Below are 24,524 nucleotides of genomic sequence, written 5' to 3' on the forward strand. Positions count from 1 at the left end.
CCAACCATGCAGTGGTCGATTTTCCATTCCCGATTCGCGCTGGTGCTGATGCTCCAGTGGATATTCCTGCTGCCAACAGCCCAGGCCCGGGACATCAAGTCCCCTTGGCTTGACCGGGCCCAGGCCCTGGAAAAGCAGGGCGACTGGCCTGCCCTGCTGCACCTGGGCCACCGGTGGAGCCAGGCTGAAGGCCAAAACCCGCTGTCCTGGTTCACCCTGGGCCGGGCCTATGGGGAACTCAGGCGCTACCCCGAGGCCATCGAGGCCTATCGCCAGAATCTGCGCGTGGACCCCACGGACAGCTACGCCTACAACAACCTGGGCAACAGCTACCACGCCCTGGGACGCCACCGGGAAGCCATGGCCGCCTACCACGACGCCGTGCGGGCGGAGCCCGACTACCTCCTGGCCTGGCGCAACCTGGGCCAGACTTTCTACCTGTTGAAAGGCCCGGCCGGCGTGGCCCAGGCACTTCGCCGGCTCCAGGCTTCGGACCCGGCACTGGCGGAGGCATGGCGCCGCCTGGCCGCCACCTATGCGGTCACCCGCAGCGCCCGGGTGGAACAGGCGGCCATCCGGGTCCTGGGGGATCTCGCCCCGGCCCAGCGGGAGCGCATGTTCGCCATCCTGCTGGAAGGCGTCTGATTCCCTCCCCCATCTAGGCAGGCGCGATCTTTGGTAGGCTTCGCTGCGATCCCCTGCCATTTTCCATGGAGCCCGCATGAGCAAGACCATCATTTCCACCCCCAACGCCCCCCAGGCCATCGGGACCTATTCCCAGGCCATCAAGGTGGGCGACACCGTGTACCTATCAGGCCAGATCGGCCTGGACCCTGCCTCCATGCAGATGGTGGACGGCATCGAGAACCAGATCCACCGGGTGTTCCAGAACCTGCGGGCCGTCGCCGAGGCTGCCGGCGGCAAGATGGTCGACGTGGTGAAGCTGAACGTGTTCCTCACCGACCTCGCCAACTTCGCCAAGGTCAACGAGGTCATGGCCCAGTACTTCCAGCCCCCCTATCCCGCCCGGGCTGCCGTGGGCGTGAAGGAACTGCCCAAGGGTGCCCTGGTAGAGGCCGACGCGGTGATGGTGCTGGGCTGAACCTCGGACTGACCCGCCCCCATGCCGCCTGCCATAGCCGGCCCGGAGGCGGTGGCCCGCAAGCTGGGCTACCGCGACCCGGCCGAGCTGATCCTGCACCTGCCCCTGCGCTATGAGGACGAGACCCGCCTGACCCCCATCCGCGGCGCCCGCCCAGGGGAGACGGTGCAGGTGGAAGGCACCGTGGCCCATGCCGAGGTCCAGCCCCGGCCCCGGCGGCAACTGGTGCTGGAACTGCATGACGATGCCGGCGACCTGTTGTTCTGCCGCCTGATCCATTTCTATCCCAACCAGGTGACCCAGCTTAAACCCGGCGTACGGGTGCGCCTGTTCGGCGAGGTCCGGCCCGGCTTCTTCGGCAATGAAATGGTCCACCCCCGACTGCGGGTGGTGAAGCCCGGCACGCCTTTGCCCGCGGCCCTGACACCCGTCTACCCCAGCGTGGCGGGGCTTTCCCAGAACGCCATCCGCAAGGCCGTCGGCGCCGCCCTGGCAGAGGCGGACCTGGACGAGACCCTGCCCGAGGACCTGCTGCGCGACCTGGCCCTGCCTCCCTTCGGCCCCACCCTGGCGCGACTGCACACACCGCCGCCCAAGGTGGACACCCTGGCCCTGGAAAGCCGCCATGACCCGGCCTGGCGAAGACTGAAATTCGACGAACTCCTGGCCCAGCAGCTTTCCCTGCGCCTGGCCGCACGCCATCGCCACGAACTGGCTTCGCCGCCCCTGGCCGACGACGGCGGCCTGGCAGCGCGCCTGCTGGCCGCCCTGCCCTTCCCCCTCACGGCCGCCCAGCGCCGCGCTCTTACCGAGATCCTCCGCGACCTGGCCCGGCCCCTGCCCATGAACCGCCTGCTACAGGGGGACGTGGGCAGCGGCAAGACTTTGGTGGCGGTCCTGTCGGTGCTTCCGGCCCTGGCCGCAGGCAGCCAGGCGGCGGTCATGGCCCCCACGGAGATCCTGGCGGAACAGCTCTTTCTCAAATTCCACGAATGGCTCACGCCCCTGGGCTTCAAGGTAGCCTGGCTGGCGGCGGCCCTCAAGGGCAAAGCCAAGAAGCAGGCCCTGGCGGATATCGCCGCCGGCACGGTGGACGTGGCCGTGGGAACCCATGCCCTGTTCCAGGCCGGCGTCGAATTCAAGAATCTCACCCTGGCGGTGGTGGACGAGCAGCATCGCTTCGGTGTGGGCCAGCGCCTGGCGCTGCGCGAGAAAGGACAGTTGGCAGACGTCAGTCCACAGTCGACAGAAATAGCTGCCAATGCCGATGCCACGCCTCCACTGCCGACAGCCGACTGCGAACTGCCTACTGCAGGTCGGGTTCCGCATTTGTTGATGATGTCCGCCACCCCCATTCCCCGCTCCCTGGCCATGAGCTACTACGCGGACCTGGACGTGTCCGTCATTGACGAACTGCCGCCGGGGCGCACGCCCATCGCCACCAAGGTCATCTCCCTGGCCCGGCGGGACGAGGTCATCGGCCGCCTGCGGGACTACTGTCTCTCCGGGGCCCAGGCCTACTGGGTATGCCCCCTGGTGGAGGAATCGGAGAAGCTCCAGCTCAAGGCGGCGGAGGAAAGCTTCGCGGAGTTGACGGCCATCCTGCCGGAACTGGCCATCGGCCTGGTGCACGGCCGCAAGTCGGCGGAGGAGAAGGCCGCCGTCATGGCCGCCTTCAAGGCCGGTGAACTGCACCTGCTGGTGGCCACCACGGTCATCGAGGTGGGCGTGGACGTGCCCAACGCCGCCCTCATGGTGATCGAGCACGCGGAGCGCTACGGTCTTGCCCAGCTGCACCAGTTGCGGGGCCGGGTGGGACGGGGCCAGCGGGAATCCACCTGCCTGCTGCTCTATGGCGACCCCCTCTCGGACACCGCCAAGCAACGCCTCAAGATCATCAAGGACAACGCCGACGGCTTCGCCATCGCCCGGGAGGACCTGCACCTGCGGGGACCCGGGGAATTCCTGGGGGCCCGCCAGAGCGGCGTGCCCATGCTGCGCTTCGCCGACCTGGAGACGGACCTGGAATTGCTGGAAGCAGCCCGGAACGCTGCAGAGACCCTGCTGGACCGGGAACCCGAGGCGGTACGACGGCACCTGGGGCGCTGGCTGCCCCGGGGCCTGGACTATCTCAAGGCCTGAGCATCCAGCCAGCTGTCCCAGGCGTCCGGATGCGGGTCGCCGCGTCCAGGCTGATTAGACCGTCGCCGGTCCCTGGCCGGTGGCATAATTTTGAGGTTTTTCTTTGGCCCTACTCATGGACCGCTGGCAACCCCACCTCATCAGCAACACCCCCTACCGTCACTGGCTCCAGGTCCGGGGTTCCCTGACCCATGCCCTGATGCATCGCTGCCCTGCATTCAATATGGTGCGCCTGAGCCAGAGGGGGGGGGCCGCCCATCTGGACGAGGAAGACTTGATGAGGCTCTCCCACCGGCGCCTGGCCATGATCCGGGAAGTGCTGTTGCGCTGCGGCCAGAAACCCCTGGTGTTCGCCCACAGCGTGATCCCCATGGCCGGACTGCAGGGTCCCTGGGTGGGACTGTCCGGGCTGGGCAACCGCCCCCTGGGGGCCGCCCTGTTCTCCGACCCCCGCATTCAGCGGCACCCCCTGGAGTTCAGGCGCCTGGACCGGCGCCACCCCCTGTACCGCAAGGCCACCGCCCACCTGGACGAGGTCCCGCTCAACCTATGGAGCCGTCGCTGCCGCTTCACCCTGCAAGGCCATTCCATACTGGTAACCGAAGTGTTCCTGCCCGAGACCCTGCACCTTCCATAAGCCTGCCATGACCCTGACCGAACGCCTCAACGAATACGAGAAGCTGATGCGCCTGGACAAGCCCATCGGCATCCTGCTGCTGGCCTGGCCCACGCTCTGGGGTCTGTGGCTGTCCGGCGGCGGCCAGCCGGACTGGGCGGTGCTGTGGGTGTTCCTGCTGGGGGTGGTGCTGATGCGCTCCGCCGGCTGCGTGGTGAACGATTACGCCGACCGGGACTTCGACCCTCACGTGGAACGCACCAAGAACCGGCCCCTGGCCGCCCGCCGCATAAGCGAGAAGGAGGCCCTCATCCTGGCGGCGGCGCTGGCCCTGCTGGCCTTCCTGCTCATCCTGCCCCTGCAGAACTGGCTCCTGATCAAGCTATCCTTCGCTGCCGCCTTCCTGGCTGCCACCTACCCCTTCACCAAGCGCTTCTTCGCCATCCCCCAGGCCTACCTGGGCATTGCCTTCGGCTTCGGCATTCCCATGGCCTTCGCCGCCCATCTCGAAGCCGTGCCCTCCATCGCCTGGCTGCTGCTGGTGGCCAACATGTTCTGGGCCATCGCCTACGACACGGAATACGCCATGGTGGACCGGGCCGACGACCTGAAGATCGGCATCAAGACCTCGGCCATTACCTTCGGACGCCACGATGTGACGGCGGTGATGCTTTGCTATGCCATCACCCTGGGCCTGCTGGCCTGGGCGGGCCATGCCCTGCAACTGCATTGGCCGTATTACCTGGGCCTGGCCGTCGCCGCCGGCGTCGCCGGCTACCACTACACCCTCATCCGCCACCGGGAACCGGCCCGCTGCTTCAAGGCCTTCCTGCACAACAACTGGTTCGGCGCTGCGGTGTTCGCCGGCATGGTGGCCAGCAACTACGCATGACGCTGCCCCAGTTCGAACGCACGGAGATCCTCATCGGCGAGGCGGGCCTGGCCCGCCTGGCGGACACCCACATATTCCTGGCGGGCCTGGGCGGCGTGGGCTCCTGGTGCGCCGAGGCCCTGGCCAGGGCGGGGGTGGGCCGGCTGACCCTGGTGGACATGGACCGGGTGGCCACTTCCAACATCAACCGGCAATTGCCCGCCACTCTCTCCACCGTGGGCGAGTTCAAGACCGACGTCATGGCGGCACGCATCCGCGACATCAACCCGGACTGCCGCCTGACAGTGCTGACACAATTCATCACCCCCGATAACGTGGCGGACCTGCTGCCCGGGGATGCGCGCTACGTGGTGGATTGCATCGATTCCCTCAACTGCAAGCTGGCCCTCATCGAAACTGCCCTGTCCCGGGGTTTGCCCGTTGCCGCCAGCATGGGGGCCGGCAACAAGCTGGACCCCACCCGGGTGCGGGTGTCCGATATCTCCAAGACCCAGGTGGACCCCCTGGCCCGTGAAGTACGCACCCGGCTCAAGCGCCGAGGCGTCGGCAAGGGTGTGCTGTGCATCTGGTCAGATGAACCCGGCCGGCCGCCCAAGCCCCCGGAACCTACGCCTCAGGGCCGCCCCCGGGCGGTGAACGGCACCATTTCCTACCTGCCCCCCCTTTTCGGGCTGATGCTGGCGGGTGCGGTGGTCAACCGCCTGCTGGCGGCCTGAGGGCGGACTTCGGCCGGAAGGCCTTCACCACATCCTCCCGGGTCTCCAGGTAGGGGCCGCCGACCAGGTCCACGCAATAGGGTACGGCGCCGAACACGCCGTCCAGGGTTTCCTTGATGGCCTTGGGCTGGCCCGGCAGGTTGAGTATCAGGCAGGCGCCACGCACCACCCCCACCTGGCGGGAAAGGATGGCCGTGGGCACGTACTTCAGGCTCACGGCCCGCATCTGCTCGCCGAAGCCCGGCAGGACCTTGTCTGCCACCGCCAGGGTTGCCTCCGGAGTCACGTCCCGGGGGGCCGGGCCGGTGCCGCCGGTGGTCAGCACCAGGCAGCACCGTCCGGCCAGGTCCCTGAGTGCCTCTTCGATGCCTGGCTGCTCGTCGGGGATCAGCCGCTCCACGAAGATCAAGGGATTCTGCAGGGCGGCGGTCAGCCATTCCTTCAGGGCCGGCAGTCCCTTGTCCTCATAAACGCCGGTACTGGCGCGGTCGCTGATGGAAACGATGCCGATGGTGGCGGGTTCGTGCATGGTGGCTCCTGTAAAGCGGAATAAATCAGGCCGTGCCCCGCACGGCGAACAAGGGGTCAGCCGAAAGGCGCTGGTCGATGTACTTGTCGTCCGCCGGCCGGGCCAGGCCGCGCAGGGATTCGGTTTGCATGCCACTGAAGCCCGCCTCGGCAAACAGGCTCAGCACCAGGGCCACCCGCTCGAAGGGGTGGATCTCCCCCCAGATCCTGATGGCCTTGGGAGGAAACCAGCGGTCAGAGAAGGTGACCACGCAAGTACCGCCGGGACGCAGTACCCGTTTCACCTCCGCCATGACCCCCTGGGGCCGGATCAGGTACTCGATGGAGGCCGTGCACAGTACCAGGTCGAACACGCCGTTACCCCAGGGCAGGCCGTCCCGGGTGTTCAGGTCCTTCACCACCTGTTCCGACAGGCGCGGGTTGGCGGACAGTTCAGCCGCGTTCAAGCCCAGGCCCGCCACGAAGAGGTCGGCGGGTGCCGTCGGCAGATGGCTGGTCCAGCTGGCCATGAGATCAAGCACCCGCATGCCCGGCTGGAGAAAGCGTCCATACAACCGGCTGATCTCGCCACGGCAGGCGGCATCCAGGTGGTGCACCATGCGGGGCTCGGCATAGAAAAGATCATCCGGTGCCTCGTCCGGGCGGGACAGGGATTCCAGCGCGAAGTAGGCCCGCTCCGGATCGGCCGGAGGCTGTTGCAGGCCGGGGCCCTCGAACAGGTCGGCCATACGGGTTCCAGGCGCAGGTTCCCCGACGCACGGCCGCAAGACCAGCCGGGGTGCGCGGGCGGCCAGGGGATGATTGGGGTCCACCCGCAGCCGGTCGCCGACCACGTCCAGCAGGCGCACGGGGAACAGGTCCCGGGGCCCCTGGGCCAGGTCGGAAAAAGCCATGCGGGGATAGAAACGGCCCGGCACCGGCTCCGTGCGCAGGCGGAAATGGCTCCTGGGCAGATCCGCCGGAGGCAGCCCACCGGGCTGGCACCAGGGCATGGCGTCCCTGGCCACTTCGGCCTGGTCGCGCAATTCGGCTGCCGCCGCCGCCCAGCGCCCGCTGGCCTGCAGGGCGGCCTCCCGCAGCACCAGTCGGTCCCTGTGCCGGGCCACGGGGCAAGACCACTCCAGGCAGGCTTCGATGCTCACTGGACTCCCTTCCAGTCACGGAGTGACATCCTCCCCAGGGGAGGGAAAGCGCCCCCTACGGACGGCCTGGCAGTCGCGCCCATCACCCCTCCAGGTTCACGTTCAGGGGCCGCTCCAACCGGATACCGGCCTGGCTCACCGAGGCCCCCAGGGCATAAAGCTCCACGCCCTGGCCCACGGCCTGGCGCAAGGAATGGGCGAAGACCGGGTCGATATGGCCGGCGGGACGCACCTCGTTCACATCGCCCCGCTGCACGCAGAACACCACAGCGGCCCGGGCGCCACCCGAGACGGCCTCGGCCAGTTCGCGCACGTGTTTGGCAGCCCGGTCGCTCACCGCGTCGGGGAAGAAGCCCACGCCATCCGCCACTGCGGCGGTGACGCTCTTCACCTCCACAAAACAGGGGCCGGCGGGAAAACCCAGCAGCAGGTCCGTGCGGCTGCGGGCCGACAGGGGGGCTTCGGCGCGGCAGGAGGTGAAACCGGACAGCTTCGGCAGCAGCCCCGCTTCCAGGGCCTCCCGCACCAGGCCATTGGCACGGCCGGTGTGGATGCCCACGCTGACGCCGTCAGCCTCCACCATCTCCCAGGTCCAGGCCAGCTTGCGGTCCGGCTTGTCCGCCGGCGACAGCCAGACCCGGTTGCCCGGGTCCTTCAGGCCCAGCATGGAGCCGGTGTTGGGGCAGTGGGCGGTGACTTGCTCGCCCGAATCCAGGCGCACGTCGGCGAGGAAACGCTGATAGCGGCGCAGCAGGGTACCGGTGACCAGGGGCCTGGGGAATTGCATAGGATCAGTGGTCAGGCCGCCAGGGCCTCCCTGAACAGGGCGTCCGAGTCCTTGAGGATGAGGATGCCATGGGCGTAGTCCAGGATGCCCATTTCCACCCACATGCGCACCTGACGGTTGACGCTCTCCCGGGAGACCCCCACCAGGTTGCCCAGTTCCTCCTGGGAAAGCTTGAGGCCGATGACGATGCCCTCGGCGGTGAGCTTGCCGTACTGCTGGCCCAGGTTGAGGAGAATGCGGGCCAGGCGGGCCGGCAGGTTGAGAAAGCTTAAGTTGCCCACCATGTCATTGGTGGCCCGCAGCCTCAGGGACAGTGCCTGCAACAGGGACAAGGCCACGTGGGGGCTGCGCTCGAGAAAACCGATGAAATCCTGACGCCGGATCACCAGGAAGCGGCAGGCGTCCATGGTGGTCACGGTGGCGCTGCGCGGGCCGCCGTCCAGCAGCGACATCTCGCCGATGAGCTGGCCGGGCTCCAGGATGCTGAGGATGGCTTCCTTGCCTTCCGGGGAGGCCAGGCTGACCTTGACCCGGCCTTCCAGCAGCACCAGCAACTGGTCACCCTTGTCGCCCTCATGGAAAACCACGTGCCTGGCCGGTTGCCGTTCGTCGTGGGCCAGCGCCAGGATCGCGGCGATGTCCGCGTCGTCCAGACCAGTGAACAGGGCACTTCGATGCTTCAGTTGTTGGATGGTGATCTGCATGGGGATACCCGGATCCTGGCCTAAGAGTTGTCTTGCAGCGACTTCTTGATTGCATCCCAGTCCACGTCCAGGGATAGATGCAGATAGGGCCCCCGGGCCGCAATGGCCTCACGCAAGGCCCGCAGCCGCTCCTCGCTGGCAGGGTGGCTGGACAGCAACTCGATGCTGCCATCCTCCCGGGCCGCCATCTTCTCGAAGAAGCTGGCCATGCCCTCCGCGGGCAGCCCCGCCTTGCGCAACAGGTCCAGCCCATCCAGGTCCGCCTCCCGCTCCAGGTCGCGGCCATAGGACAGTTCCGCCAACCGCCCCGCCATGTCGCCCCAGATTCCTCCGGCGAAGTCCCCCAGGGCCACCGCCATCACCGCGCGCAGGCCCAGGGCGTGGATCATGTTGCGCAGGACGTGGCGCCTTTCCACGTGACTGGCCTCGTGGGCCAGCACTCCCGCCACCTCGTCGGCGCCGTGGGCCGCCTCCAGCAGGCCCGTGAAGACCACCACCGGTCCGCCGGGCAGAGCGAAGGCGTTCACCCTGGGGTCCCGCACGACATAGAAGTGGAAAGGATATTTCGAGCCAGCGGTGAGCCGCACGCCGATGCGCTCAACCACCTCGTCGGCCGGCGCGTCCTCGGGCAGGAACTCCATGCCGCCGCGCATCTGCGCCAGGGCCATTTCTCCCAGCTTGACCTCCTGTTCCAGGCTGACCTGATCCGCTGCCCACTTGCTGAAACTGTCTGCGTTGAGCCAGAACCAGACCAGGGAGAACACCGGCAGGAACACCACCGCGACCATCGCCGCCAGGGCCAGGCGGAAATTAAACCCCCGCTTGGTGTGGACCTTGCGGGCAGCATGCAGGCGGTGGGCCACGGGCTCGGGCGCCTCGGCGATGAACTGCCGCACCGCCTCGTCGCCCTGGAGAATGGCCGTGAACACCCCCACGGGGCTCGCCCACTCGACCACCCACTGGCGTCCGTCGAAGCCTCCCATCTTGAGCCGGATGTCCGTGGACGGAGCCGTGTACCAGTGGCCCTGGCCGTGGAGCACCAGTACGCCGTCCTCGAAATGGGCGCGACCGGACACTCCGGAGGCGGGCATCCCGGGTCCGAAGAGGAGGATATTGAATTCCGGGTTGGGAAGACGCATATGGTCCGTGTTTGAAGTGGACGGCTACAATGCCATCTCCCATGAAGCATATCAAAATGAAAAACCAGCTCTCCGACATCTTCCTGCGCCGCCACGCCTGCCACGAGTTCAAGGCCGGCCTGCTCCTTGCCCCCGCGGACCTGGAATTCATCCTGGAGGCAGGCCGCCTCTCCCCCTCGTCCTTCGGACTCGAACAGTGGAAGTTCCTGGTGCTCACTTCGGACGAGCACAAGGCGGCCATGCAGGGCGCCTGCTTTCAGCAGCCCCAGGTGGGCAGCGCCAGCGCCCTGGTGGTGATTCTGGCCAAGCTGGCGGAATTGCACCCGGACCATCCCTATGCCCGCAAACTGCTAGAGCGGGAATACCCCGGCATCGCGTTCGCCCCTGCCCTGGAGAATTACCGGGGCTTCCACGCCATCACCGACGTGAAGGCCTGGAGCACCTGCCAGTGCCACATCGCCGCCGCCAACATGATGACCGCCGCCGCCGGCATCGGCATAGACTCCTGCGCCATCGGCGGATTCCTGCCTGACCAGGTCCGCGCCTTGCTGGACATCGACCCCGAACACTACGAAGTCGCCCTGGTCCTGGCCCTGGGCGTCTGCGCCCAGGCCGCCGGCGAGAAACTGCGCCTGCCCCTGCGGGAACTCGCGGAATACCGTTAGCCCGACCCATGAACTGCCGTACCTGCTGGCTCGCCCTGGGTTGGCTGCTGGTGGCGGCGGTCTGCTGGCTCTCCCTCACGCCCAGACCGGTGGAATCCGGCATCGACCAGGGAGACAAGGTCGGCCACGTGCTGGCCTATCTGAGCCTCATGGCCTGGTGGGGCCAGCTGCATCCCCGGACCAACCGCTTGCTGCTGCTCTTCGTGCTCATGGGTGCGGGCCTGGAGGTGATCCAGGGCCTGACCCCCGAGCGGCAGCCGAGTTTCCTGGACCTGCTCGCCAATACCGCCGGCGCGCTGCTGGGCTGGGTGGCCACCCGAACCTGGCCAGGCTGGCTCAGGGGCCTGGAACGGCGCCTGGCCCCATGAACCCCCCGCAATGACTTACCTGCAGGCAGCCGCCCAGGCCGCCCTGGCGGAACGGGACATCGCCACCAAGCTGGCCGCCGCGGCCCGGCTCTGGGCAAGCTGGCAGGCGGGGGATCTGGCCATGGTTCCCTTCGCGCCGCCCATCGACGACGCGGGCATCCCCGAGCGGCCCGTCCTGGACGACCCCCGCGCCATGCCCCGGCGCCAGCTCAGCGGCCCGGACAACCATGCCGCCCTCATCCACGCCCTGGCCCACATCGAGTTCAACGCCATCAATCTGGCCCTGGACGCGGTGCAGCGCTTTCCGGGATTTCCGCCGGACTATTATGGCGACTGGCTCCGCGTGGCGGCGGAAGAGGCCTATCACTTCCAGTTGCTGCGGGATCACCTGCGCACCCTGGGCAAGACCCCTGGGGCCCATGATTATGGTTCCTTCCCGGCCCACGCAGGCCTGTGGGAACTGGCCCGCAAGACCGCCCAGGACCCCCTGGCCCGCATGGCCCTGGTGCCCCGCCTCATGGAGGCCCGGGGCCTGGACGTGACGCCGGATATCCAGCGCAAGCTCACCGGCTTCGGCGACAAGGCCGGAGCCGCCATCCTGGACATCATCCTGCGGGACGAGATCACGCACGTGGCTGCCGGCGACCGCTGGTTCCGCTGGCTGTGCGCGGAACGAGGCCTGGACGCGGAGGCCACCTACCGGGACTTGCTCGCCGCGCCGGGCGTGCCCAGGCCCCGCCGGCCCTTCAATGAAAGTGCCCGCATCGCAGCGGGTTTCAGCGCATCAGAGCTGGCACAGCTGTAACAATAAAAAGACACAATTGTCGGCTTGCCCGGGGAAAGCCCCCCGGGCATAATCCCTCGTTCTTCTAGGTTTCTCCTTGTTTTTTCTGGATTTTCGGAGGGATTGGGGATCATGTCCGAACTCAACGCTTCCGCACTGCTCAACAAGGTTTCCCCCGCCTTGCCAGTGCACTGGTATTTCGACCCGAAGATCCATGAACTGGAGATGGAGCTCCTGTTCAGGAAGGGTTCCAACTATATCGGCCACGAACTGATGACCCCCAACCTGGGGGACTATCACGTCCTCGACTGGCTCCACGACGGCGGCAAGATGCTCGTGAACAACGCCCATGGCGTGGAACTGCTGTCCAACGTGTGCCGCCACCGCCAGGCCCGGATGCTCCAGGGTCGCGGCAATGCGCAGCACATCGTCTGCCCCTTCCACCGCTGGACCTACGACAAGCAGGGCCAATTGCTAGGTGCGCCCCACTTCCCCGAGAACCCCTGCCTGCACCTGAACAAGACCGCCCTGCGGAACTGGAACGGCCTGCTGTTCGCCGGCCCCCGGGACGTGCACACTGACTTGGCCAGGCTGGGCGTGCAGGCCGACCTGGATTTCTCCGGCTTCCTGTACGAGAGCACCCACATCACGAAGTACGACTTCAACTGGAAGACGTTCATCGAAGTGTATTTGGAGGACTACCACGTGGTGCCCTACCACCCGGGCCTGGGCCAGTTCGTGAACTGCGACGAGCTGAAGTGGGAATACGGCGAGATGTATTCCGTGCAGACCGTGGGCGTGAACAACCACCTGGCCAAGCCCGGCAGCGCCGTGTACAACCGCTGGCACCAACAGGTGAAACGCTACGGCGAGGGCAAGGACCCGGCCCACGGCGCCATCTGGCTCACCTACTACCCCACCCTCATGGTGGAGTGGTATCCCCACACCCTGGTGGTGAGCAACATCATCCCCACCGGCATCGATTCCTGCCTCAACGTGGTGGAGTTCTATTACCCCGAGGACGTGGCCCTGTTCGAGCGGGAGTTCATCGACGCGGAGCAGGCAGCCTACCGGGAGACCGCCATCGAGGACGACGACATCTGCTACGGCATGCACAAGGGCCGCAAGGCCCTGTACGAGCAGGGCATCAGCCAGGAAGGTCCCTACCAGTCACCCATGGAGGACGGCATGGTGCACTTCCACGAATGGCTGCGGCGCATGATCGAGCCCCACCTTTAGGCGGCGACAGCAATGCCGAGGGCCCGCTGCGCGGGCCCTCGGCATTAGTGGGCATGTGATCGCGAATCAGGCCTCGCGTCGGCCAGCCGAATCAGAAACCCACCAGTTGGGCATGGAGCCCGTGGCCGCGCAGGGGCTGCAGGAAACTGGCGGGCATGGCCACCTCCGGGTCAAAGGCCACCAGCATCAGGTGGGGGCGCCGGGGGTTGTGCCCTACCGCCACGACCCCCACGTTATCGAACATCTCGTCCTCCAAGGCGCGCAGGGTTGCCTCGTCCAGGCTTTCGTTCACGTGCACCATCACATCGGCAATATGATCAGTCATCGCTATCTCCTTGATCCGTTTCTCCCCAGGTCTTTGCCGGTCATGCCAGGCGCTATCAATATAGACCGTCCGGATATATGTCGACAAAATTACTAGGGAATTCAGCGCATTTGCCAGGGGAAGCCGGGCAAGACCACAATTCGTCCATGCAAGCGCCTCGTGCCTTTGATGCCATCCTCAATGCCCCCTTCGGCGCCCTGGGTGTATCCGTGGAACAGGATCGCCTGACCGGCTTGGAATTCCTGCCCCCCGGCACCCCCGTCAAACCACCCTCCACGGCCTTCCTGCGCCAGGTGTCCGCCGAACTCGAGGCCTACTACGCCGATCCCGCCCACGCCTTCGGCCTGCCCCTGGCACCCGTGGGCACAACCTTCCGCCAGCGGGTGTGGGCCGCCCTGCTGTCCATCCCCCCGGGCCAGACCATCACCTACGGCGAACTGGCCCGGCGTGTGGATTCCGCGCCCCGCCCCGTGGGCCAGGCCGTGGGCGACAACCCCATCCCCATCATCATCCCTTGCCACCGGGTGGTGTCCGCCGATGGCAGCCTGGGAGGCTTCAACCACAGTCTGGTGGGCTTTTCCCAGGACATCAAGCGTTGGCTCCTGGGCCATGAGCGCGTCATCTGAGACCCTGAGCGACCAGCCTTTCGACACGGAGCTGGACCGCTTCTGCGACGCGCTCTGGCTGGAAGATGGCCTCTCCCCCCGCTCCCTGGAAAGCTACCGCCGGGACCTGGCCCAGCTCTTTGCCTGGCTGGGGCAACGCGGCCTGGCACCGGACGCTGCACGGCGCGACCACCTCCAGGCCTTCCTGGCCCACCGTACCCTGGAAATGAAAGTGGCCGCCCGCAGCCTGGCGCGCCAGCTCACGGCCATCAAGCGCTATCACCGCTGGCTGCTGCGGGAAGGCCGCCGGCCGGACGACCCCACCCTCACCGTGGATGCCCCCCGCCTGCCCAAGCCCCTGCCCATGAGTTTGTCGGAAGGGGAAGTAGAGGCCTTGCTGGCGGCGCCGGATGTGGAAACGCCCCTGGGCCTGCGGGACCGGGCCATGCTGGAGGCCCTGTATGCCGCCGGCTTCCGCGTCTCGGAACTGGTGGCCCTGCCCGTGGCGGCGGTGAGCCTCACTGACGGGGTGGCCCGCATCTTCGGCAAGGGCGGCAAGGAAAGGCTGGTGCCCCTGGGGGAAGTGGCCCAGGAATGGATCCAGCGCTACGCCCGGGAGGCGCGCCCGGTGCTGCTTAAGGGACGAGGCAGCGAGTCCCTGTTCGTCACCGAGAGGGGTGGCCCCATGACCCGGCAGATGTTCTGGTACCTCATCAGGCGCCACGCGAAAAAGGCCGGCATCACCGCCCACCTCTCGCCCCACACCCTGCGCCACGCCTTCGCCACCCATCTGCTCAACCACGGCGCCGACCTGCGGGTGGTGCAGATGCTGCTGGGCCATGCGGACATCGCCACCACTCAGATCTACACCCATGTGGCCCGCGAACGCCTGAAGAACCTACACGCCCAGCACCATCCCAGGGGATAGCAGTGCCCCCGCCCTGAAAAAAAGCCCATGCGGACCAGGGGTTCCATGGGCGGGAAGGAGGGCAATAGCTGGAGGACGATTGCCCCCTGTCGATTACTTCGGCAACGTGGCCAGGTAATCCGCGATCTTCTTGATCTGAATGGTGCTGGGGGGCTCACCGCAGCCGGTGATGACATTGTCGTGGGCCCGGGTTTCGATGAAGCGCTTGGTCTTGGTGTAGATCTGGTCGGGATTCATGCCGGCGATGGGCCGCGAGGTCTTGGAGACCTGGGTGCGGGCGTCCACGCCGTGACAGTCCGCGCAGCGGAATTGGGCAAACAGGTTCTCGCCTTCCGTGACATCCGCCGCATTCGAGAACATTGGTTGCATGCAAAACAGCATGGCGATGAAATGAAGCTTCTTGTTCATGGCTACTCTCCTGTAATAGTTTGTCATCGTTCCCGTACCTGGTTCGAAGCCACGGGATGCGGAACGTCACCACCCGGCCCTGGGTAGTCCGTTTCTCTGACGACCCGGTGTCCGCTGGCTGGTTTCATTCTCGTCCGGCTACGCCGGGAATAAATCAGGTAGATGCGCTAGGCCATCCGGTCTAGGCCAAGGACACCGCCACGACACTGATACCCACAAAGATATATCGACCTCTCTCTCTTCATGGTCTGTACTAGTAAGCACAACAGCCGGTTGGGCGAGACCCGAAGGGAGGTCGATGGTGCGTGCGGGGTTGGTAGGAGTGCTTGCCATGCTTGCCCAGGCCGCGCAGGCCAGCAACGGTCTCAACCTCATCGGCTACGGCGCCGAGTCCGTGGCCATGGGCGGGGCCGACGTGGCCGTGGCAGGCGACACATTGGCCCTCAACACCAACCCTGCGGGCATCGCCCGCCTGGGACCGCGCAGCCTGGACCTGTACAACGCCGTCGCCCACGCCCTGGACGTGTCCCATGCGGATGGCCTGGGCAATGACCGCTCGGTCTCCAACCGCTTCATTCCCCTGGGCGGCATCGGTTACGCGAGCCGTCCGGCCGGTGCCCGGTGTGCCTGGGGGGTGGCGTTCTTCGGCCAGGGGGGAGCTGGTTTCGTCTACGACGACCTGAACACCGCGTTCGGCACGGTGGACGAGTTGTCCTCCCTGGTGCGCATCGCCCGGCTGAGCCCCGGCATCGGTTGCGAGACGGATGGAGGGGTCCTGCTGGGGGCCGCCCTGGCCATTAACCACGCCGACATCCGCCAGAAGGTCTTTCCCGCCACGTCCGCGGGGCCCTTCTGGGGCTCCGACCTGAAGGGAGCCCGTGGCTGGGGGGCCACGGTAAAGCTGGGCGTACTCGCGCCTGTCTCGGAAACGCTAACTCTGGGCGCGAGCTTCACCCCCAAGATCAAGCTGCCCCTGCGCGATGGGCGCCTGCTTTCCAACCAGACCGTCGCAGGCCGGGGGCTGGTGACCTATAGCGACGTCGCGATCGACGGCCTGGCGCTACCCACCGAAGTGAGTTTCGGCGCGGCCTGGCGGCCAGTGGAGGAATGGATGGTGTCGGCGGAGCTCACCTGGCTGGACTGGTCCAAGGCGGCCACCCGCTCCACCCTCACCGCACGCAATCCGGACCACCCCGCAGCGCCGGACATCCGCGTCACTTCCACCCTGGACTGGCACGACCAGTTGGTGCTCGCCCTGGGCGCGGCATACCGCCTGGATACGCGCACCACGCTGTACGCCGGCCTCAACCTGGCACGCAACCCCATCCCCCCCGCCCACCTGAGTCCCCTCCTCGCACCCATCGGCGAACGCCACCTGACCCTCGGGCTCAAGCGCTTACTGGGGCGGGAGTGGTCCTTCACCCTGGCCGCCGAATACCAGTTCCGCAACAGCGTGGCCTTCACCAATGCCGAATTGCCCTTGGGGGCTGCCCGGGAGCGCAATGAAAGCGTCGCCCTGCATACGGTGTTCGGGAGACGCTGGTGAGCCTGGCCAAGCTCACACCGCCCTCGGCCGCGCGCCTGGTGCCGCGCGAGCGCCTGTTCGCACGGCTGGACGCGGCGCATGCGCATCAGCTCATGTGGATCGCCGCGCCCGCCGGGGCCGGCAAGACGTCCCTGGCCACCAGCTGGATCGGCGCGCGAGGCCTTAAGCCATTGTGGTACCGCGTCGACGCGGACGATGCCGACCCCGCCACCTTCTTCCACTACCTGGCACGCTTCGCGGCAGGCCACCGGACCGACCTGCCTGCCCTGACGCCGGAGTACCTGCCCGGCCTGGCGACCTTCACGCGGCGCTTCTGCCGCCTGCTGTTCGAGTCCCTGCCACCGGATTTTGTCCTGGTCCTGGACAACTACCAGGAAATCCGCGCCGACTCGCCCCTGCACGCCCTCATGGCCATCCTCGCCGAAGAACTGCCGCCCGGCGCAGCCCTGCTGGCCGCCAGCCGGCTCGGGCCGCCGCCGCCCCTGGCCCGCGCCTGGGCGGGTGGCACGGTGCTGGACTGGGAGGCCCTGCGTTTCACCCTGGACGAAACCGCCCAGTTGCTGGCGACACAGGGCGGGGGCGATGCGGCGGCCATCCAGGCCGCCACCCGGGGCTGGGCGGCCGGCATCGTGCTCACCACCCATGCGCCGGGCGATCGGGACGGGTCCATCGACACGCACCCCACGCCCCAGGCGGTGTTCGATTTCATCGCCAACGAGTTCTTCGACCACCTGCCCGCCGGAGCGCGGGATTTCCTGATGCGGGTGGGCATGCTGCCGGTGGTGACCGAATCCCTCTGCACCGCCATCACCGGCGATGCCAGCGGCATGCAATGGCTGCGGGAACTTGAAGGGGAACGACTGTTCGTCACCCTTCACCCCCAGGCGGAACCGGCCTATGGCTTCCATCCCCTGTTCCATGCCTTCCTGCGCCGGCGCATCGACGCGCAACCGGATGCCTCCGCCCGGGCACAACTCGCGCGCCCTGTGGCCCTGGCGCTGGAGCAGGCGGACAGCCTGCACCAGGCCGCCGAGGTCTGGGCGTGGGCCGGCGCATGGCATGAACTCGCCCGCCTGATCAGCACCCACGCACCGACGCTGTTGGCCAGCGGCCAGTTCGCCGTGGTGATGGAGTGGCTCGGACGCCTGCCAGACGCCCTGCGCGAAACCTCGCCGTGGCTGTCATTCTGGTCGGCGGCCTGCCAGGTGATGCTGGATCCCGCCGCTGCCCGTGGGGAATTCGTGCGTGCCTATGGCCTGTTCCAGAAGGCCGACGACCTGGCGGGGCAATGGCTGTGCTGGGCAGGCATCGCCGAAACCTTCGTCTTCGGTTGGGACAGCCTGGCGGGTTTCGACCCCTGGATCGAGGAACTGGAATCCCTGCGCCAAAGGCAGCGCGGCTTTCCCTCACCGGAGATCGAGGCCAGGGCCCTGGCCGGCGGCGTGGCCCTGTTGTTCCGCCGCCCCGACCATCCTCTGCTGCAGACGTGGGCCGAACGGGCCCTGACCCTGGTCCGCGGCCGGCAGGCCGTGCCCCACACCGCCAGCCTCGCCCACTTTGCCGGCTTCTTCCACATGTGGCGCGGCCATACCCAGGCCCTGGACGCGGTGCTCCAGGCGGCGCGCACCGCCGACGCCCCCATGCCGCCCCTGGGGCGCATCCTGCTGGGCCTGCTGGAACTGGTGCTGGCCAATTTCCGCGGCGACGCGGCCGGCGTGGAGGCGGCCTTCGTCGCCACCCTGGCCATTTCCGCGGAACACGGCGTGCACGTGATGGACGCCCCCCTCATCCAGAACGCCGGCCTGGCCGCCCTGGCCCAGGGTGACGCCGACCGCATGGAGGCCCTGATCCACATGGCGCGGCCGTGTCTCATGCCGGGACGCTGGCTGGAGCGGTCATTCCAGGCGTATCTTGAGGCCGGCCTGGCGCTGCTGCGGGGCGACCTGGCCCGGGCGCGGGCCGGGGTGAACAACACCATCCTGCTGATCGGCGGCCAGGGCATGCCCTTGCTGGAAATCCACAGCCGGCTGTTCCTTGCCCACCTGGACATCCGCGAAGGCCGCATGGCCGCGGCGAGATCAGCCCTGGAGGTACTGCTGGGGCAGGCGCGGGAGGCCCGCTGCGACCTCTACACGGCGGCCATCCTGCTCACCCGCGCGCGCCTGGGCCTGGACGCGGCCGCCGCGGGGGACGAGGAAGGGGGGGACTCAAAGGCGGTAGCGGAAGCGCTGCGGGAGGGCCTGGCCCTGGGCGCCCGGTGGGGCTATGGCCATCTTTTCCTCTACGCGGACCCCGAGGCGGAGGGCCGCCTGTGCGCCTTCGCCCTGGACGCCGACATCGAGGTCTGTTACGTGCGCCGCCTGATCCAGGCGCGCGACATACCGCCACCGGCGGATGCCGGCGAGTGCTGGCCCTGGCCGGTGCGCGTGTTCACCCTGGGCGGTTTCCGCCTGGCCTGTGCCGGGGAAACCGTGCGCCAGAGCGGCAAGCCCCAGAAGCGCCCACTGGAATTGCTCAAGGCCCTGGCCGCCCAGGGCCCCGGCGGGGCGCCCGGACTGGCACTGGCCGCCCTGCTGTGGCCGGATGCGGAGGGAACCGGGCTGAAAAAGGCCCTGGACATCACCCTGCATCGCCTGCGCAAGCTGCTGGGACGGGACGACGCCGTACTGTTGCGCGACAGCCATCTGGCCCTGAACCCCCAGGTGTGCCGGGTGGACCTGTGGGCCTTCGAGCAGGCCGCGGAACGGGCCACCGACGCGCTGCGTGCCGAGCCGGTGGACACGATGGCCATGGAGCACGATGCCTCCCGGGCCCTGCGGCTTTACACGGGTACCTTTCTCGCCACCGATGAGGAGAGCGCCTGGCTGCTGCCGGCCCGGGATCGGGCCCTGAGCCGCTACCAGCGCCTGGTGGCCGACCTGGGGCGGCACCACGAAGCCTGCGGCCGCTGGGAAGGGGCCGCGGAGCTCTACCGGCGGGCCCTGGAGCAGGACAACCTCAACGAGTTTCTTTACCGCCGCCTCATCCTGTGCCTGCAACGCCAGGGCCTCCACGCCGAGGCCCTGGTCTGCTACCGCCGCTGCCGGGAATTGCTGTCCATCGTCCTGGGCGTGGCCCCGGCGGCGGAGACCGAGGCCCTCATGCGCGCGTCCCGGGAAGTCCCATCAGCGAATCGGTAGGCCATCCGTAGGCGACCCTTCGCCATAAAGACGGAACGGGAACAATCCAAGCACAGCATCAACGAGGAGGACGCCATGACCGCCACTTCCCACGCCAACACCCTGGATGAAACGCCCTGGCGTAATGCGGACATGCTTCATGCCGGCCATCAGTCCCCGGGCCTGGACGGGCACCGGGACGCCCCGCCCGGGGGCCACCACTACACCGTGATCCTCACCAGCGGCGCCGAAGACGGCGGCAAACGCGCCACCCTGGCGGCCTCCATGGCCTGCACGGCCCTGTCCATGGACCTGCGCACCCACCTGTTCCTGGTGGGGGATGGCAGCTACTGGGCCTATGAGGGCCATGCGGACGGCATCCAGGTGGCGGGCTTTCCCGCCCTGGAGGAACTGCTGGACAGTTTCGTGCTCCTGGGGGGCTCTCTGGCGATCTGCTCCACCTGCGACCAGGTGCTGTGCCATGCCTCCGGGGGCTCGGATCGCCCCCTCAGGCGACGCGCCGGGGCACAGATCCAGGGCATGGCCGCCTTGATGGAACCCCTGATGCGGGGCCAGGCCGTCACTTTCTGAGCATGCCTGTATAAATGTACTAGCCTGCAACCATCACATGAGATCCCTGACATGAAAGCCATTCTTGCCGACGACCACGCCCTCTTCCGGGAAGGCTTCGCCCTGCTGCTCAAGCAGATGCAGGCGGGGACGGAGGTGGCGCTGGCCGCTGATCTGGACGACTGCCTGATGCAGATCCAGCACCAGCCGGACGCGGATCTGCTGCTGCTGGACCTGAACATGCCGGGCATGCACGGCCAGGACAGTGTCAAGGCGCTGATGCGTGCCCATCCCGACCTGCCGGTGGTGATCCTGTCTGCCGCGGAGTGCCGGGAGGAGGTCATGGCGCTGCTGAGCGCCGGCGTGGCGGGCTACATCCCCAAGTCCGCCTCGCCCCAGGTGATGATTTCCGCCCTGCGGCTGATTCTGGCCGGCGGCGTCTACGTGCCGCCCCAGTTCCTGGATTTCGATGTCCCCGCCCGCACCGCGGAGCCCGGCGCCCGGTCCGGCCATGCCGCGCTGACGGAACGGCAGATGGACGTGCTGCGCCTCATCTCCGACGGCAAACCCAACAAGCAGATCTGCCGCGAACTGGGCCTGGGTGAGGGCACGGTGAAGGCCCACCTGGCGGCCATCTTCCGCGCCCTGGACGTGAGGAACCGCACCGAGGCGGCCGGGGCCGCACGCCGCCTGGGGATCATCGGGTAAGGGCCATGGCATACGGCCTAGTCCAAATGGACGATCCTCGGCGCGCGGATGCGGCGCCGGGACCTGCCACGGATGCGTTGCGGGGTCTTTCGCAACGCCACCCCGGCGCGGGCTGGGGGCCAGGTCAGCCTGTGGGCGGGCGCAAGGCGTTCGGCCGGATTGCGGCCTGGGCCGGAAAGACATCTCGTTTGGGCCGGATCGAGCGGCCATGGTGGCCCGCCCTGCGCGCTGTAGGCGCGCTGCTCCTCGCTGCCCTGTGCCTGGTTCCGGCGGCATTTGCCGCCCTGGGCCTGCCTTATGAGCAGACACGCTTCGATGCTTTGATGAAGGAAGGCCGGCCGGTGCTGGTGTGGTTCCATGTGGACTGGTGCCCCACCTGCAGGGCCCAGGACGGCATCCTGAGAGAACTCGTCACCCTGCCCGAACTGCGCCGGCTCACCGTCCTGCGGGTGGATTTCGACCAGCAGAAAAAGGAGGTGCGGAAGTTCCGCGCCATCCGGCAGGGCACCTTCATCCTCTTCAATGGCGGCAAGGAAGTGGGACGTTCCCTGGGCGGAACCTACCGGGAGGACATCCTCGAGTTCCTGCGCGCCGCATTCTGAGGCGCGGTCATGGACATTGGCGCAGGCACCTATGCCATGGCCGTTGCCGCCGGCGCCCTGTCCACCCTGTCGCCCTGCGTGCTGCCCCTGATACCCATCCTCCTGGGCAGCGCCCTGGCGGTCCATGCCCTGGGCCCCGTGGTCCTTGCCGGCGGGCTTTCCCTGTCCTTCGCCGCCATGGGCATCGTCCTGGCAGCCCTGGGGGCCTCCCTGGAAGTGGACCCGACCCATTTCCGCAACGGGGCCGCCGTGCTGCTGATGGGCTTCGCCCTGATCCTGCTCTCCACCCGTCTCCAGGCCGCCTTTGCCCGGGCAGCCTCGGGCCTGGCCGGGGCGGGCAACTCCCTGCTGGCCCGCCTCGCCCTCACCGGCCTGACCGGGCAGTTCGCCCTGGGCCTGCTGCTGGGCGTGGTGTGGAGCCCCTGTGTGGGCCCCACCCTGGGCGCCGCCATCACCCTGGCCAGCCAGGGCCGGGACCTGGCCGCGGCGAGTCTGGTGATGCTGCTGTTCGGCCTGGGCGCGGGCCTGCCCGTGATTCTCATCGGCCTGCTCTCCCGCCAGGCCCTGGGGCGGGTGCGCGGCAGGCTGGTAGCCACGGGCAAATGGGGCAAGCAACTGCTGGGCGGCATGCTGCTGGCCCTGGGCGTGATGATCCTGACGGGGGCGGACAAGCGCTTCGAGGCCTGGACCCTGGACGCCATGCCGGCCTGGCTGGTGACGCTGACCACCCGTCTTTGACGGGCCTGGCTTTGTGAATATGAATACGCGCCTGTGCATGAAGGCCAAGCCCCTTCCCCCTCTCCCCCACCCCCTCTCCCGCAAGCGGGCGAGGGGCGTTTCGAGAGCCGCTTCGCGACTTTGCGTCCATAACCCATGAACCTCCGCGCCCGAGCTTACCTGCTGGGCATGCTGCCGGCCATGCTGGTGGCCCTGATCCTGGGAAGCCATGTCAGCTACAGCCGCCTGCATGACCTGAGCACCGCCCTGGGGGCACGCAGCGAAACCCTGGCGCGATACGTCGCCCAGGGGGTGGAGTACGCCCTGTTCACCGGCCACAACGAGCATCTGGCGGAAATGGTGCGCTGGTCGGTACGCAGCCAGAAGGCCGCCTTCGCCGGGGTCTTCAAGGCGGACGGCACCCCCCTCACAATCGCCGGGCGCCTGCCGGACGACTTTCCCACACCCCTGGCCAAGGGCGTGACGGACACGGGCAGCCACCTGGTCACCACCCTGCCGGTGGTGCTGTCCCCCCTGGAACTGCACGACCCCTTCATGGTGTCCCAGACCTCCATCACCCCCCGCCCCATCGCCTGGGTTCAGATCATCTTCAGCCTCGAGGAGAACCAGGCCAAGGTCCGTAACATGCTGCTCACCAGCATCGGCATCACGCTGCTTGGGCTGGCATTCGCCATCGTCCTTGCCAGGGGGCTGGCCCGCGTGGGCATCCGCCCCCTCATGGACATCATCGACGCAGTGCGCCGTGTGGCCGGGGGGGATTTCCGGGTACGCATGCCGATCAACGCCAAGGGCGAAATCCAGACCCTGCAGGCAGGCATCAACACAATGGGGGAGGCGCTGCAGTTTTTCCATGAAGATATGCAGCGGCGGGTTGAGGCCGCAACGGCGGAACTGGCGCGCCAGAAGCAGGCCGCCGAGGCGGCCAACCTGGCCAAGACCCGTTTCCTGGGGGCGGCCAGCCATGACCTGCGCCAGCCCATGCACGCCATCGGCCTGTATGCCGCCGTATTGAAGCCGAAATTGCGGGGGAGGGAAGCAGCGTACACCCTGGACAAGCTGGATGCCTCCGTGAGCGCCATGGAAGGTCTGCTCGATGCCATCCTGGACATATCCCGCCTGGATGCAGGGGCTATCCGGCCCAAGTTTCAGGACCTGGATATCCAGGCCCTGCTAGACCACCTGAAGGAAGATTTCCGCCTTCAGGCCGAGGCCCAGGACCTGAAATTGCGCCTGCATTCCCCACCAGCCTGGGTGATGAGCGACCCCATTCTGCTGGACCGCATCCTGCGCAACCTGATCTGCAATGCCTTGCGCTACACGCGAGAGGGGGGTGTGCTGCTGAGTGCCAGACGCAGGGGCCAAACCCTGCGCCTCCAGGTCTGGGACACGGGCATCGGCATTTGCGCGGAGGACCAGGAGCGGGTCTTCCAGGAGTTCGTGCAAATCGCCAACCCGGAACGCGACCGTTCCAAAGGCCTGGGGCTGGGCCTTGCCATCGTGGAGCGGCTGGCCCGGCTGCTGGGCCATCACTTGTCGCTCCGTTCCGTTCCCGGCCAGGGTACGGTATTCAGCCTGGATGTGCCCCTCGCCTCCGGCGCGACGGATGAAGCCATGCCGGACGTGCCCGCCCTGGAGGACATTACCCGTTTGAAAGGCCTGGTGCTGCTGGTTGACGACGACATCGCGGTCAGGGACGCGCTGACGTCTCTCATGACCATCTGGGGCTTGACGGTGATAGCAAGGAGCAACAGCACGACGGCGCTCGCCGAACTGGAATCCCCGCCCGACTTGCTCGTCACCGACTATCGCCTGGCGGATCGGGACGGTCTGGCATTGGCGCAGGCCCTGCGCGACCGCTGGACCGGGACGGAGTTTCCGGTCATCGTCATCACCGGCGACACCTCGCCCGAAAACGTGCGACTCCTGCAAGCCAGCGGTTACCCGGTGCTGCACAAGCCGGTACGCCCCGCCAGATTGCGCGCCCTGGTCACTCGCCTGCTGCTCAACGCCTATTCAGTCAAGAATTCCCGTATTTGAGACAACGCACCCCGCGCCTGTTCAGGCACGCAGGTGGACACGTAGGCCAGTTCCACGCCGCCCCGGCATTGCACC

26 protein-coding genes are annotated in these 24,524 nt (G+C 67.5%); 19 read left to right on the plus strand and 7 right to left on the minus strand.

The annotated features are described in order from the left end of the window. Window positions 1-6 precede the first annotated feature (6 nt). The 6 genes from H6935_15660 (at window position 7) to H6935_15685 (ending at window position 5,468) form a co-directional block, all read left to right on the plus strand. Entirely contained in the window at window positions 7-645 is a 639-nt protein-coding gene (locus H6935_15660) for a tetratricopeptide repeat protein (protein MCP5279770.1), read from the plus strand. A 76-nt stretch (window positions 646-721) separates the two neighbouring features. Beyond that, entirely contained in the window at window positions 722-1,102 is a 381-nt protein-coding gene (locus H6935_15665; protein ID MCP5279771.1) for a RidA family protein, read from the plus strand. A gap of 21 nt (window positions 1,103-1,123) precedes the next feature. Further along, window positions 1,124-3,244, plus strand: a complete 2,121-nt coding sequence (gene recG / locus H6935_15670) for an ATP-dependent DNA helicase RecG (protein MCP5279772.1) — start codon at window positions 1,124-1,126, stop codon at window positions 3,242-3,244. Between the two features lie 115 nt (window positions 3,245-3,359). Then, window positions 3,360-3,881, plus strand: coding sequence for a chorismate lyase (locus H6935_15675; protein ID MCP5279773.1), 522 nt, complete (start codon window positions 3,360-3,362; stop codon window positions 3,879-3,881). Window positions 3,882-3,888: 7 nt separating this feature from the next. Then, window positions 3,889-4,752, plus strand: a complete 864-nt coding sequence (gene ubiA / locus H6935_15680; GenBank protein MCP5279774.1) for a 4-hydroxybenzoate octaprenyltransferase — start codon at window positions 3,889-3,891, stop codon at window positions 4,750-4,752. Continuing rightward, a complete protein-coding gene (locus H6935_15685; protein ID MCP5279775.1) occupies window positions 4,749-5,468 on the plus strand; it encodes a tRNA threonylcarbamoyladenosine dehydratase in 720 nt (239 codons plus the stop codon). The genes ubiA and H6935_15685 overlap by 4 nt, the downstream gene beginning before the upstream one ends. On the opposite strand, the gene mog is transcribed toward H6935_15685, so the two are convergent. The 5 genes from mog to H6935_15710 form a co-directional block, all read right to left on the minus strand. After that, window positions 5,446-5,997 (minus strand): molybdopterin adenylyltransferase, encoded by a 552-nt coding sequence (mog, locus tag H6935_15690; GenBank protein MCP5279776.1) that lies wholly within the window; start codon window positions 5,995-5,997, stop codon window positions 5,446-5,448. The two genes, H6935_15685 and mog, sit on opposite strands and share 23 nt — an antisense overlap. Window positions 5,998-6,022: 25 nt before the next feature. Next, the gene (locus H6935_15695; protein MCP5279777.1) at window positions 6,023-7,138 is read right to left on the minus strand and encodes a methyltransferase domain-containing protein; all 1,116 of its coding nucleotides are present in this window, start codon (window positions 7,136-7,138) and stop codon (window positions 6,023-6,025) included. Between the two features lie 82 nt (window positions 7,139-7,220). Beyond that, window positions 7,221-7,925: a DNA/RNA nuclease SfsA gene (gene sfsA, locus H6935_15700; GenBank protein ID MCP5279778.1), complete on the minus strand. Its 705-nt coding sequence runs from the start codon at window positions 7,923-7,925 to the stop codon at window positions 7,221-7,223. An 11-nt stretch (window positions 7,926-7,936) separates the two neighbouring features. Continuing rightward, window positions 7,937-8,629: a Crp/Fnr family transcriptional regulator gene (locus H6935_15705; GenBank protein ID MCP5279779.1), complete on the minus strand. Its 693-nt coding sequence runs from the start codon at window positions 8,627-8,629 to the stop codon at window positions 7,937-7,939. 20 nt (window positions 8,630-8,649) lie between these two features. After that, window positions 8,650-9,768: a M48 family metallopeptidase gene (locus H6935_15710; protein MCP5279780.1), complete on the minus strand. Its 1,119-nt coding sequence runs from the start codon at window positions 9,766-9,768 to the stop codon at window positions 8,650-8,652. A 41-nt stretch (window positions 9,769-9,809) separates the two neighbouring features. On the opposite strand from H6935_15710, the gene H6935_15715 reads away from it, so the two are divergent. The 4 genes from H6935_15715 to H6935_15730 all read left to right on the plus strand — a co-directional run bounded on the left by H6935_15715 (window position 9,810) and on the right by H6935_15730 (window position 12,824). Further along, on the plus strand, window positions 9,810-10,433 hold the full coding sequence (locus H6935_15715) for an NAD(P)H-dependent oxidoreductase (protein ID MCP5279781.1): 624 nt from the start codon (window positions 9,810-9,812) through the stop codon (window positions 10,431-10,433). Window positions 10,434-10,441: 8 nt separating this feature from the next. Next, on the plus strand, window positions 10,442-10,801 hold the full coding sequence (locus tag H6935_15720; protein MCP5279782.1) for a VanZ family protein: 360 nt from the start codon (window positions 10,442-10,444) through the stop codon (window positions 10,799-10,801). Between the two features lie 10 nt (window positions 10,802-10,811). Next, window positions 10,812-11,606: a ferritin-like domain-containing protein gene (locus H6935_15725; GenBank protein MCP5279783.1), complete on the plus strand. Its 795-nt coding sequence runs from the start codon at window positions 10,812-10,814 to the stop codon at window positions 11,604-11,606. Window positions 11,607-11,717: 111 nt separating this feature from the next. Next, complete coding sequence (locus tag H6935_15730) at window positions 11,718-12,824, plus strand: aromatic ring-hydroxylating dioxygenase subunit alpha (protein ID MCP5279784.1); 1,107 nt, start codon at window positions 11,718-11,720, stop codon at window positions 12,822-12,824. Window positions 12,825-12,915: 91 nt separating this feature from the next. Here H6935_15730 and H6935_15735 read toward each other — a convergent pair whose 3' ends face one another. Beyond that, window positions 12,916-13,149 carry a hypothetical protein gene (locus H6935_15735; GenBank protein MCP5279785.1) on the minus strand — a complete coding sequence of 78 codons (234 nt, stop codon included), beginning with the start codon at window positions 13,147-13,149 and terminating at the stop codon, window positions 12,916-12,918. Between the two features lie 146 nt (window positions 13,150-13,295). Here H6935_15735 and H6935_15740 point away from each other — a divergent pair, with 146 nt between their 5' ends. Both H6935_15740 and xerD read left to right on the plus strand, forming a co-directional pair. After that, entirely contained in the window at window positions 13,296-13,775 is a 480-nt protein-coding gene (locus H6935_15740; GenBank protein ID MCP5279786.1) for a methylated-DNA--[protein]-cysteine S-methyltransferase, read from the plus strand. Beyond that, the gene (gene xerD / locus H6935_15745; protein MCP5279787.1) at window positions 13,759-14,682 is read left to right on the plus strand and encodes a site-specific tyrosine recombinase XerD; all 924 of its coding nucleotides are present in this window, start codon (window positions 13,759-13,761) and stop codon (window positions 14,680-14,682) included. Before H6935_15740 ends, xerD begins: the two co-directional genes overlap by 17 nt. Window positions 14,683-14,775: 93 nt before the next feature. Here xerD and H6935_15750 read toward each other — a convergent pair whose 3' ends face one another. Next, window positions 14,776-15,090, minus strand: coding sequence for a c-type cytochrome (locus H6935_15750; protein MCP5279788.1), 315 nt, complete (start codon window positions 15,088-15,090; stop codon window positions 14,776-14,778). 331 nt (window positions 15,091-15,421) lie between these two features. On the opposite strand from H6935_15750, the gene H6935_15755 reads away from it, so the two are divergent. The 7 genes from H6935_15755 (at window position 15,422) to H6935_15785 (ending at window position 24,449) form a co-directional block, all read left to right on the plus strand. Then, the gene (locus tag H6935_15755) at window positions 15,422-16,636 is read left to right on the plus strand and encodes an outer membrane protein transport protein (protein ID MCP5279789.1); all 1,215 of its coding nucleotides are present in this window, start codon (window positions 15,422-15,424) and stop codon (window positions 16,634-16,636) included. Next, the gene (locus tag H6935_15760) at window positions 16,633-19,815 is read left to right on the plus strand and encodes a hypothetical protein (GenBank protein ID MCP5279790.1); all 3,183 of its coding nucleotides are present in this window, start codon (window positions 16,633-16,635) and stop codon (window positions 19,813-19,815) included. The genes H6935_15755 and H6935_15760 overlap by 4 nt, the downstream gene beginning before the upstream one ends. A 75-nt stretch (window positions 19,816-19,890) precedes the next feature. After that, a complete protein-coding gene (locus tag H6935_15765; protein MCP5279791.1) occupies window positions 19,891-20,385 on the plus strand; it encodes a DsrE family protein in 495 nt (164 codons plus the stop codon). Window positions 20,386-20,436: 51 nt separating this feature from the next. Beyond that, window positions 20,437-21,072, plus strand: a complete 636-nt coding sequence (locus tag H6935_15770) for a response regulator transcription factor (protein MCP5279792.1) — start codon at window positions 20,437-20,439, stop codon at window positions 21,070-21,072. A 26-nt stretch (window positions 21,073-21,098) separates the two neighbouring features. Continuing rightward, window positions 21,099-21,674 (plus strand): thioredoxin family protein, encoded by a 576-nt coding sequence (locus tag H6935_15775; GenBank protein ID MCP5279793.1) that lies wholly within the window; start codon window positions 21,099-21,101, stop codon window positions 21,672-21,674. Window positions 21,675-21,683: 9 nt separating this feature from the next. Next, window positions 21,684-22,412, plus strand: coding sequence for a cytochrome c biogenesis protein CcdA (locus tag H6935_15780; GenBank protein ID MCP5279794.1), 729 nt, complete (start codon window positions 21,684-21,686; stop codon window positions 22,410-22,412). A gap of 135 nt (window positions 22,413-22,547) precedes the next feature. Next, window positions 22,548-24,449, plus strand: a complete 1,902-nt coding sequence (locus H6935_15785; GenBank protein MCP5279795.1) for a response regulator — start codon at window positions 22,548-22,550, stop codon at window positions 24,447-24,449. Window positions 24,450-24,524: the final 75 nt, after the last annotated feature.

It is taken from the genome of Thiobacillus sp. (genome assembly GCA_024235835.1).
Taxonomy (GTDB): Bacteria; Pseudomonadota; Gammaproteobacteria; order Burkholderiales; family Thiobacillaceae; genus PFJX01.

Excerpts from the sequence above, each read along its gene's own strand:
- ubiA (MCP5279774.1), top strand. The coding sequence starts at position 3,889 with ATGACCCTGACCGAACGCCTCAACGAATACGAGAAGCTGATGCGCCTG.
- H6935_15780 (MCP5279794.1), top strand. The coding sequence starts at position 21,684 with ATGGACATTGGCGCAGGCACCTATGCCATGGCCGTTGCCGCCGGCGCC.
- H6935_15665 (MCP5279771.1), top strand. The coding sequence starts at position 722 with ATGAGCAAGACCATCATTTCCACCCCCAACGCCCCCCAGGCCATCGGG.
- H6935_15765 (MCP5279791.1), top strand. The coding sequence starts at position 19,891 with ATGACCGCCACTTCCCACGCCAACACCCTGGATGAAACGCCCTGGCGT.
- H6935_15740 (MCP5279786.1), top strand. The coding sequence starts at position 13,296 with ATGCAAGCGCCTCGTGCCTTTGATGCCATCCTCAATGCCCCCTTCGGC.
- H6935_15735 (MCP5279785.1), bottom strand. The coding sequence starts at position 13,149 with ATGACTGATCATATTGCCGATGTGATGGTGCACGTGAACGAAAGCCTG.
- H6935_15660 (MCP5279770.1), top strand. The coding sequence starts at position 7 with ATGCAGTGGTCGATTTTCCATTCCCGATTCGCGCTGGTGCTGATGCTC.
- sfsA (MCP5279778.1), bottom strand. The coding sequence starts at position 7,925 with ATGCAATTCCCCAGGCCCCTGGTCACCGGTACCCTGCTGCGCCGCTAT.
- H6935_15725 (MCP5279783.1), top strand. The coding sequence starts at position 10,812 with ATGACTTACCTGCAGGCAGCCGCCCAGGCCGCCCTGGCGGAACGGGAC.
- mog (MCP5279776.1), bottom strand. The coding sequence starts at position 5,997 with ATGCACGAACCCGCCACCATCGGCATCGTTTCCATCAGCGACCGCGCC.
- H6935_15730 (MCP5279784.1), top strand. The coding sequence starts at position 11,718 with ATGTCCGAACTCAACGCTTCCGCACTGCTCAACAAGGTTTCCCCCGCC.
- H6935_15715 (MCP5279781.1), top strand. The coding sequence starts at position 9,810 with ATGAAGCATATCAAAATGAAAAACCAGCTCTCCGACATCTTCCTGCGC.
- H6935_15720 (MCP5279782.1), top strand. The coding sequence starts at position 10,442 with ATGAACTGCCGTACCTGCTGGCTCGCCCTGGGTTGGCTGCTGGTGGCG.
- recG (MCP5279772.1), top strand. The coding sequence starts at position 1,124 with ATGCCGCCTGCCATAGCCGGCCCGGAGGCGGTGGCCCGCAAGCTGGGC.
- H6935_15675 (MCP5279773.1), top strand. The coding sequence starts at position 3,360 with ATGGACCGCTGGCAACCCCACCTCATCAGCAACACCCCCTACCGTCAC.
- H6935_15770 (MCP5279792.1), top strand. The coding sequence starts at position 20,437 with ATGAAAGCCATTCTTGCCGACGACCACGCCCTCTTCCGGGAAGGCTTC.
- H6935_15750 (MCP5279788.1), bottom strand. The coding sequence starts at position 15,090 with ATGAACAAGAAGCTTCATTTCATCGCCATGCTGTTTTGCATGCAACCA.
- H6935_15705 (MCP5279779.1), bottom strand. The coding sequence starts at position 8,629 with ATGCAGATCACCATCCAACAACTGAAGCATCGAAGTGCCCTGTTCACT.
- xerD (MCP5279787.1), top strand. The coding sequence starts at position 13,759 with ATGAGCGCGTCATCTGAGACCCTGAGCGACCAGCCTTTCGACACGGAG.
- H6935_15775 (MCP5279793.1), top strand. The coding sequence starts at position 21,099 with ATGGACGATCCTCGGCGCGCGGATGCGGCGCCGGGACCTGCCACGGAT.
- H6935_15685 (MCP5279775.1), top strand. The coding sequence starts at position 4,749 with ATGACGCTGCCCCAGTTCGAACGCACGGAGATCCTCATCGGCGAGGCG.
- H6935_15755 (MCP5279789.1), top strand. The coding sequence starts at position 15,422 with ATGCTTGCCCAGGCCGCGCAGGCCAGCAACGGTCTCAACCTCATCGGC.
- H6935_15710 (MCP5279780.1), bottom strand. The coding sequence starts at position 9,768 with ATGCGTCTTCCCAACCCGGAATTCAATATCCTCCTCTTCGGACCCGGG.
- H6935_15785 (MCP5279795.1), top strand. The coding sequence starts at position 22,548 with ATGAACCTCCGCGCCCGAGCTTACCTGCTGGGCATGCTGCCGGCCATG.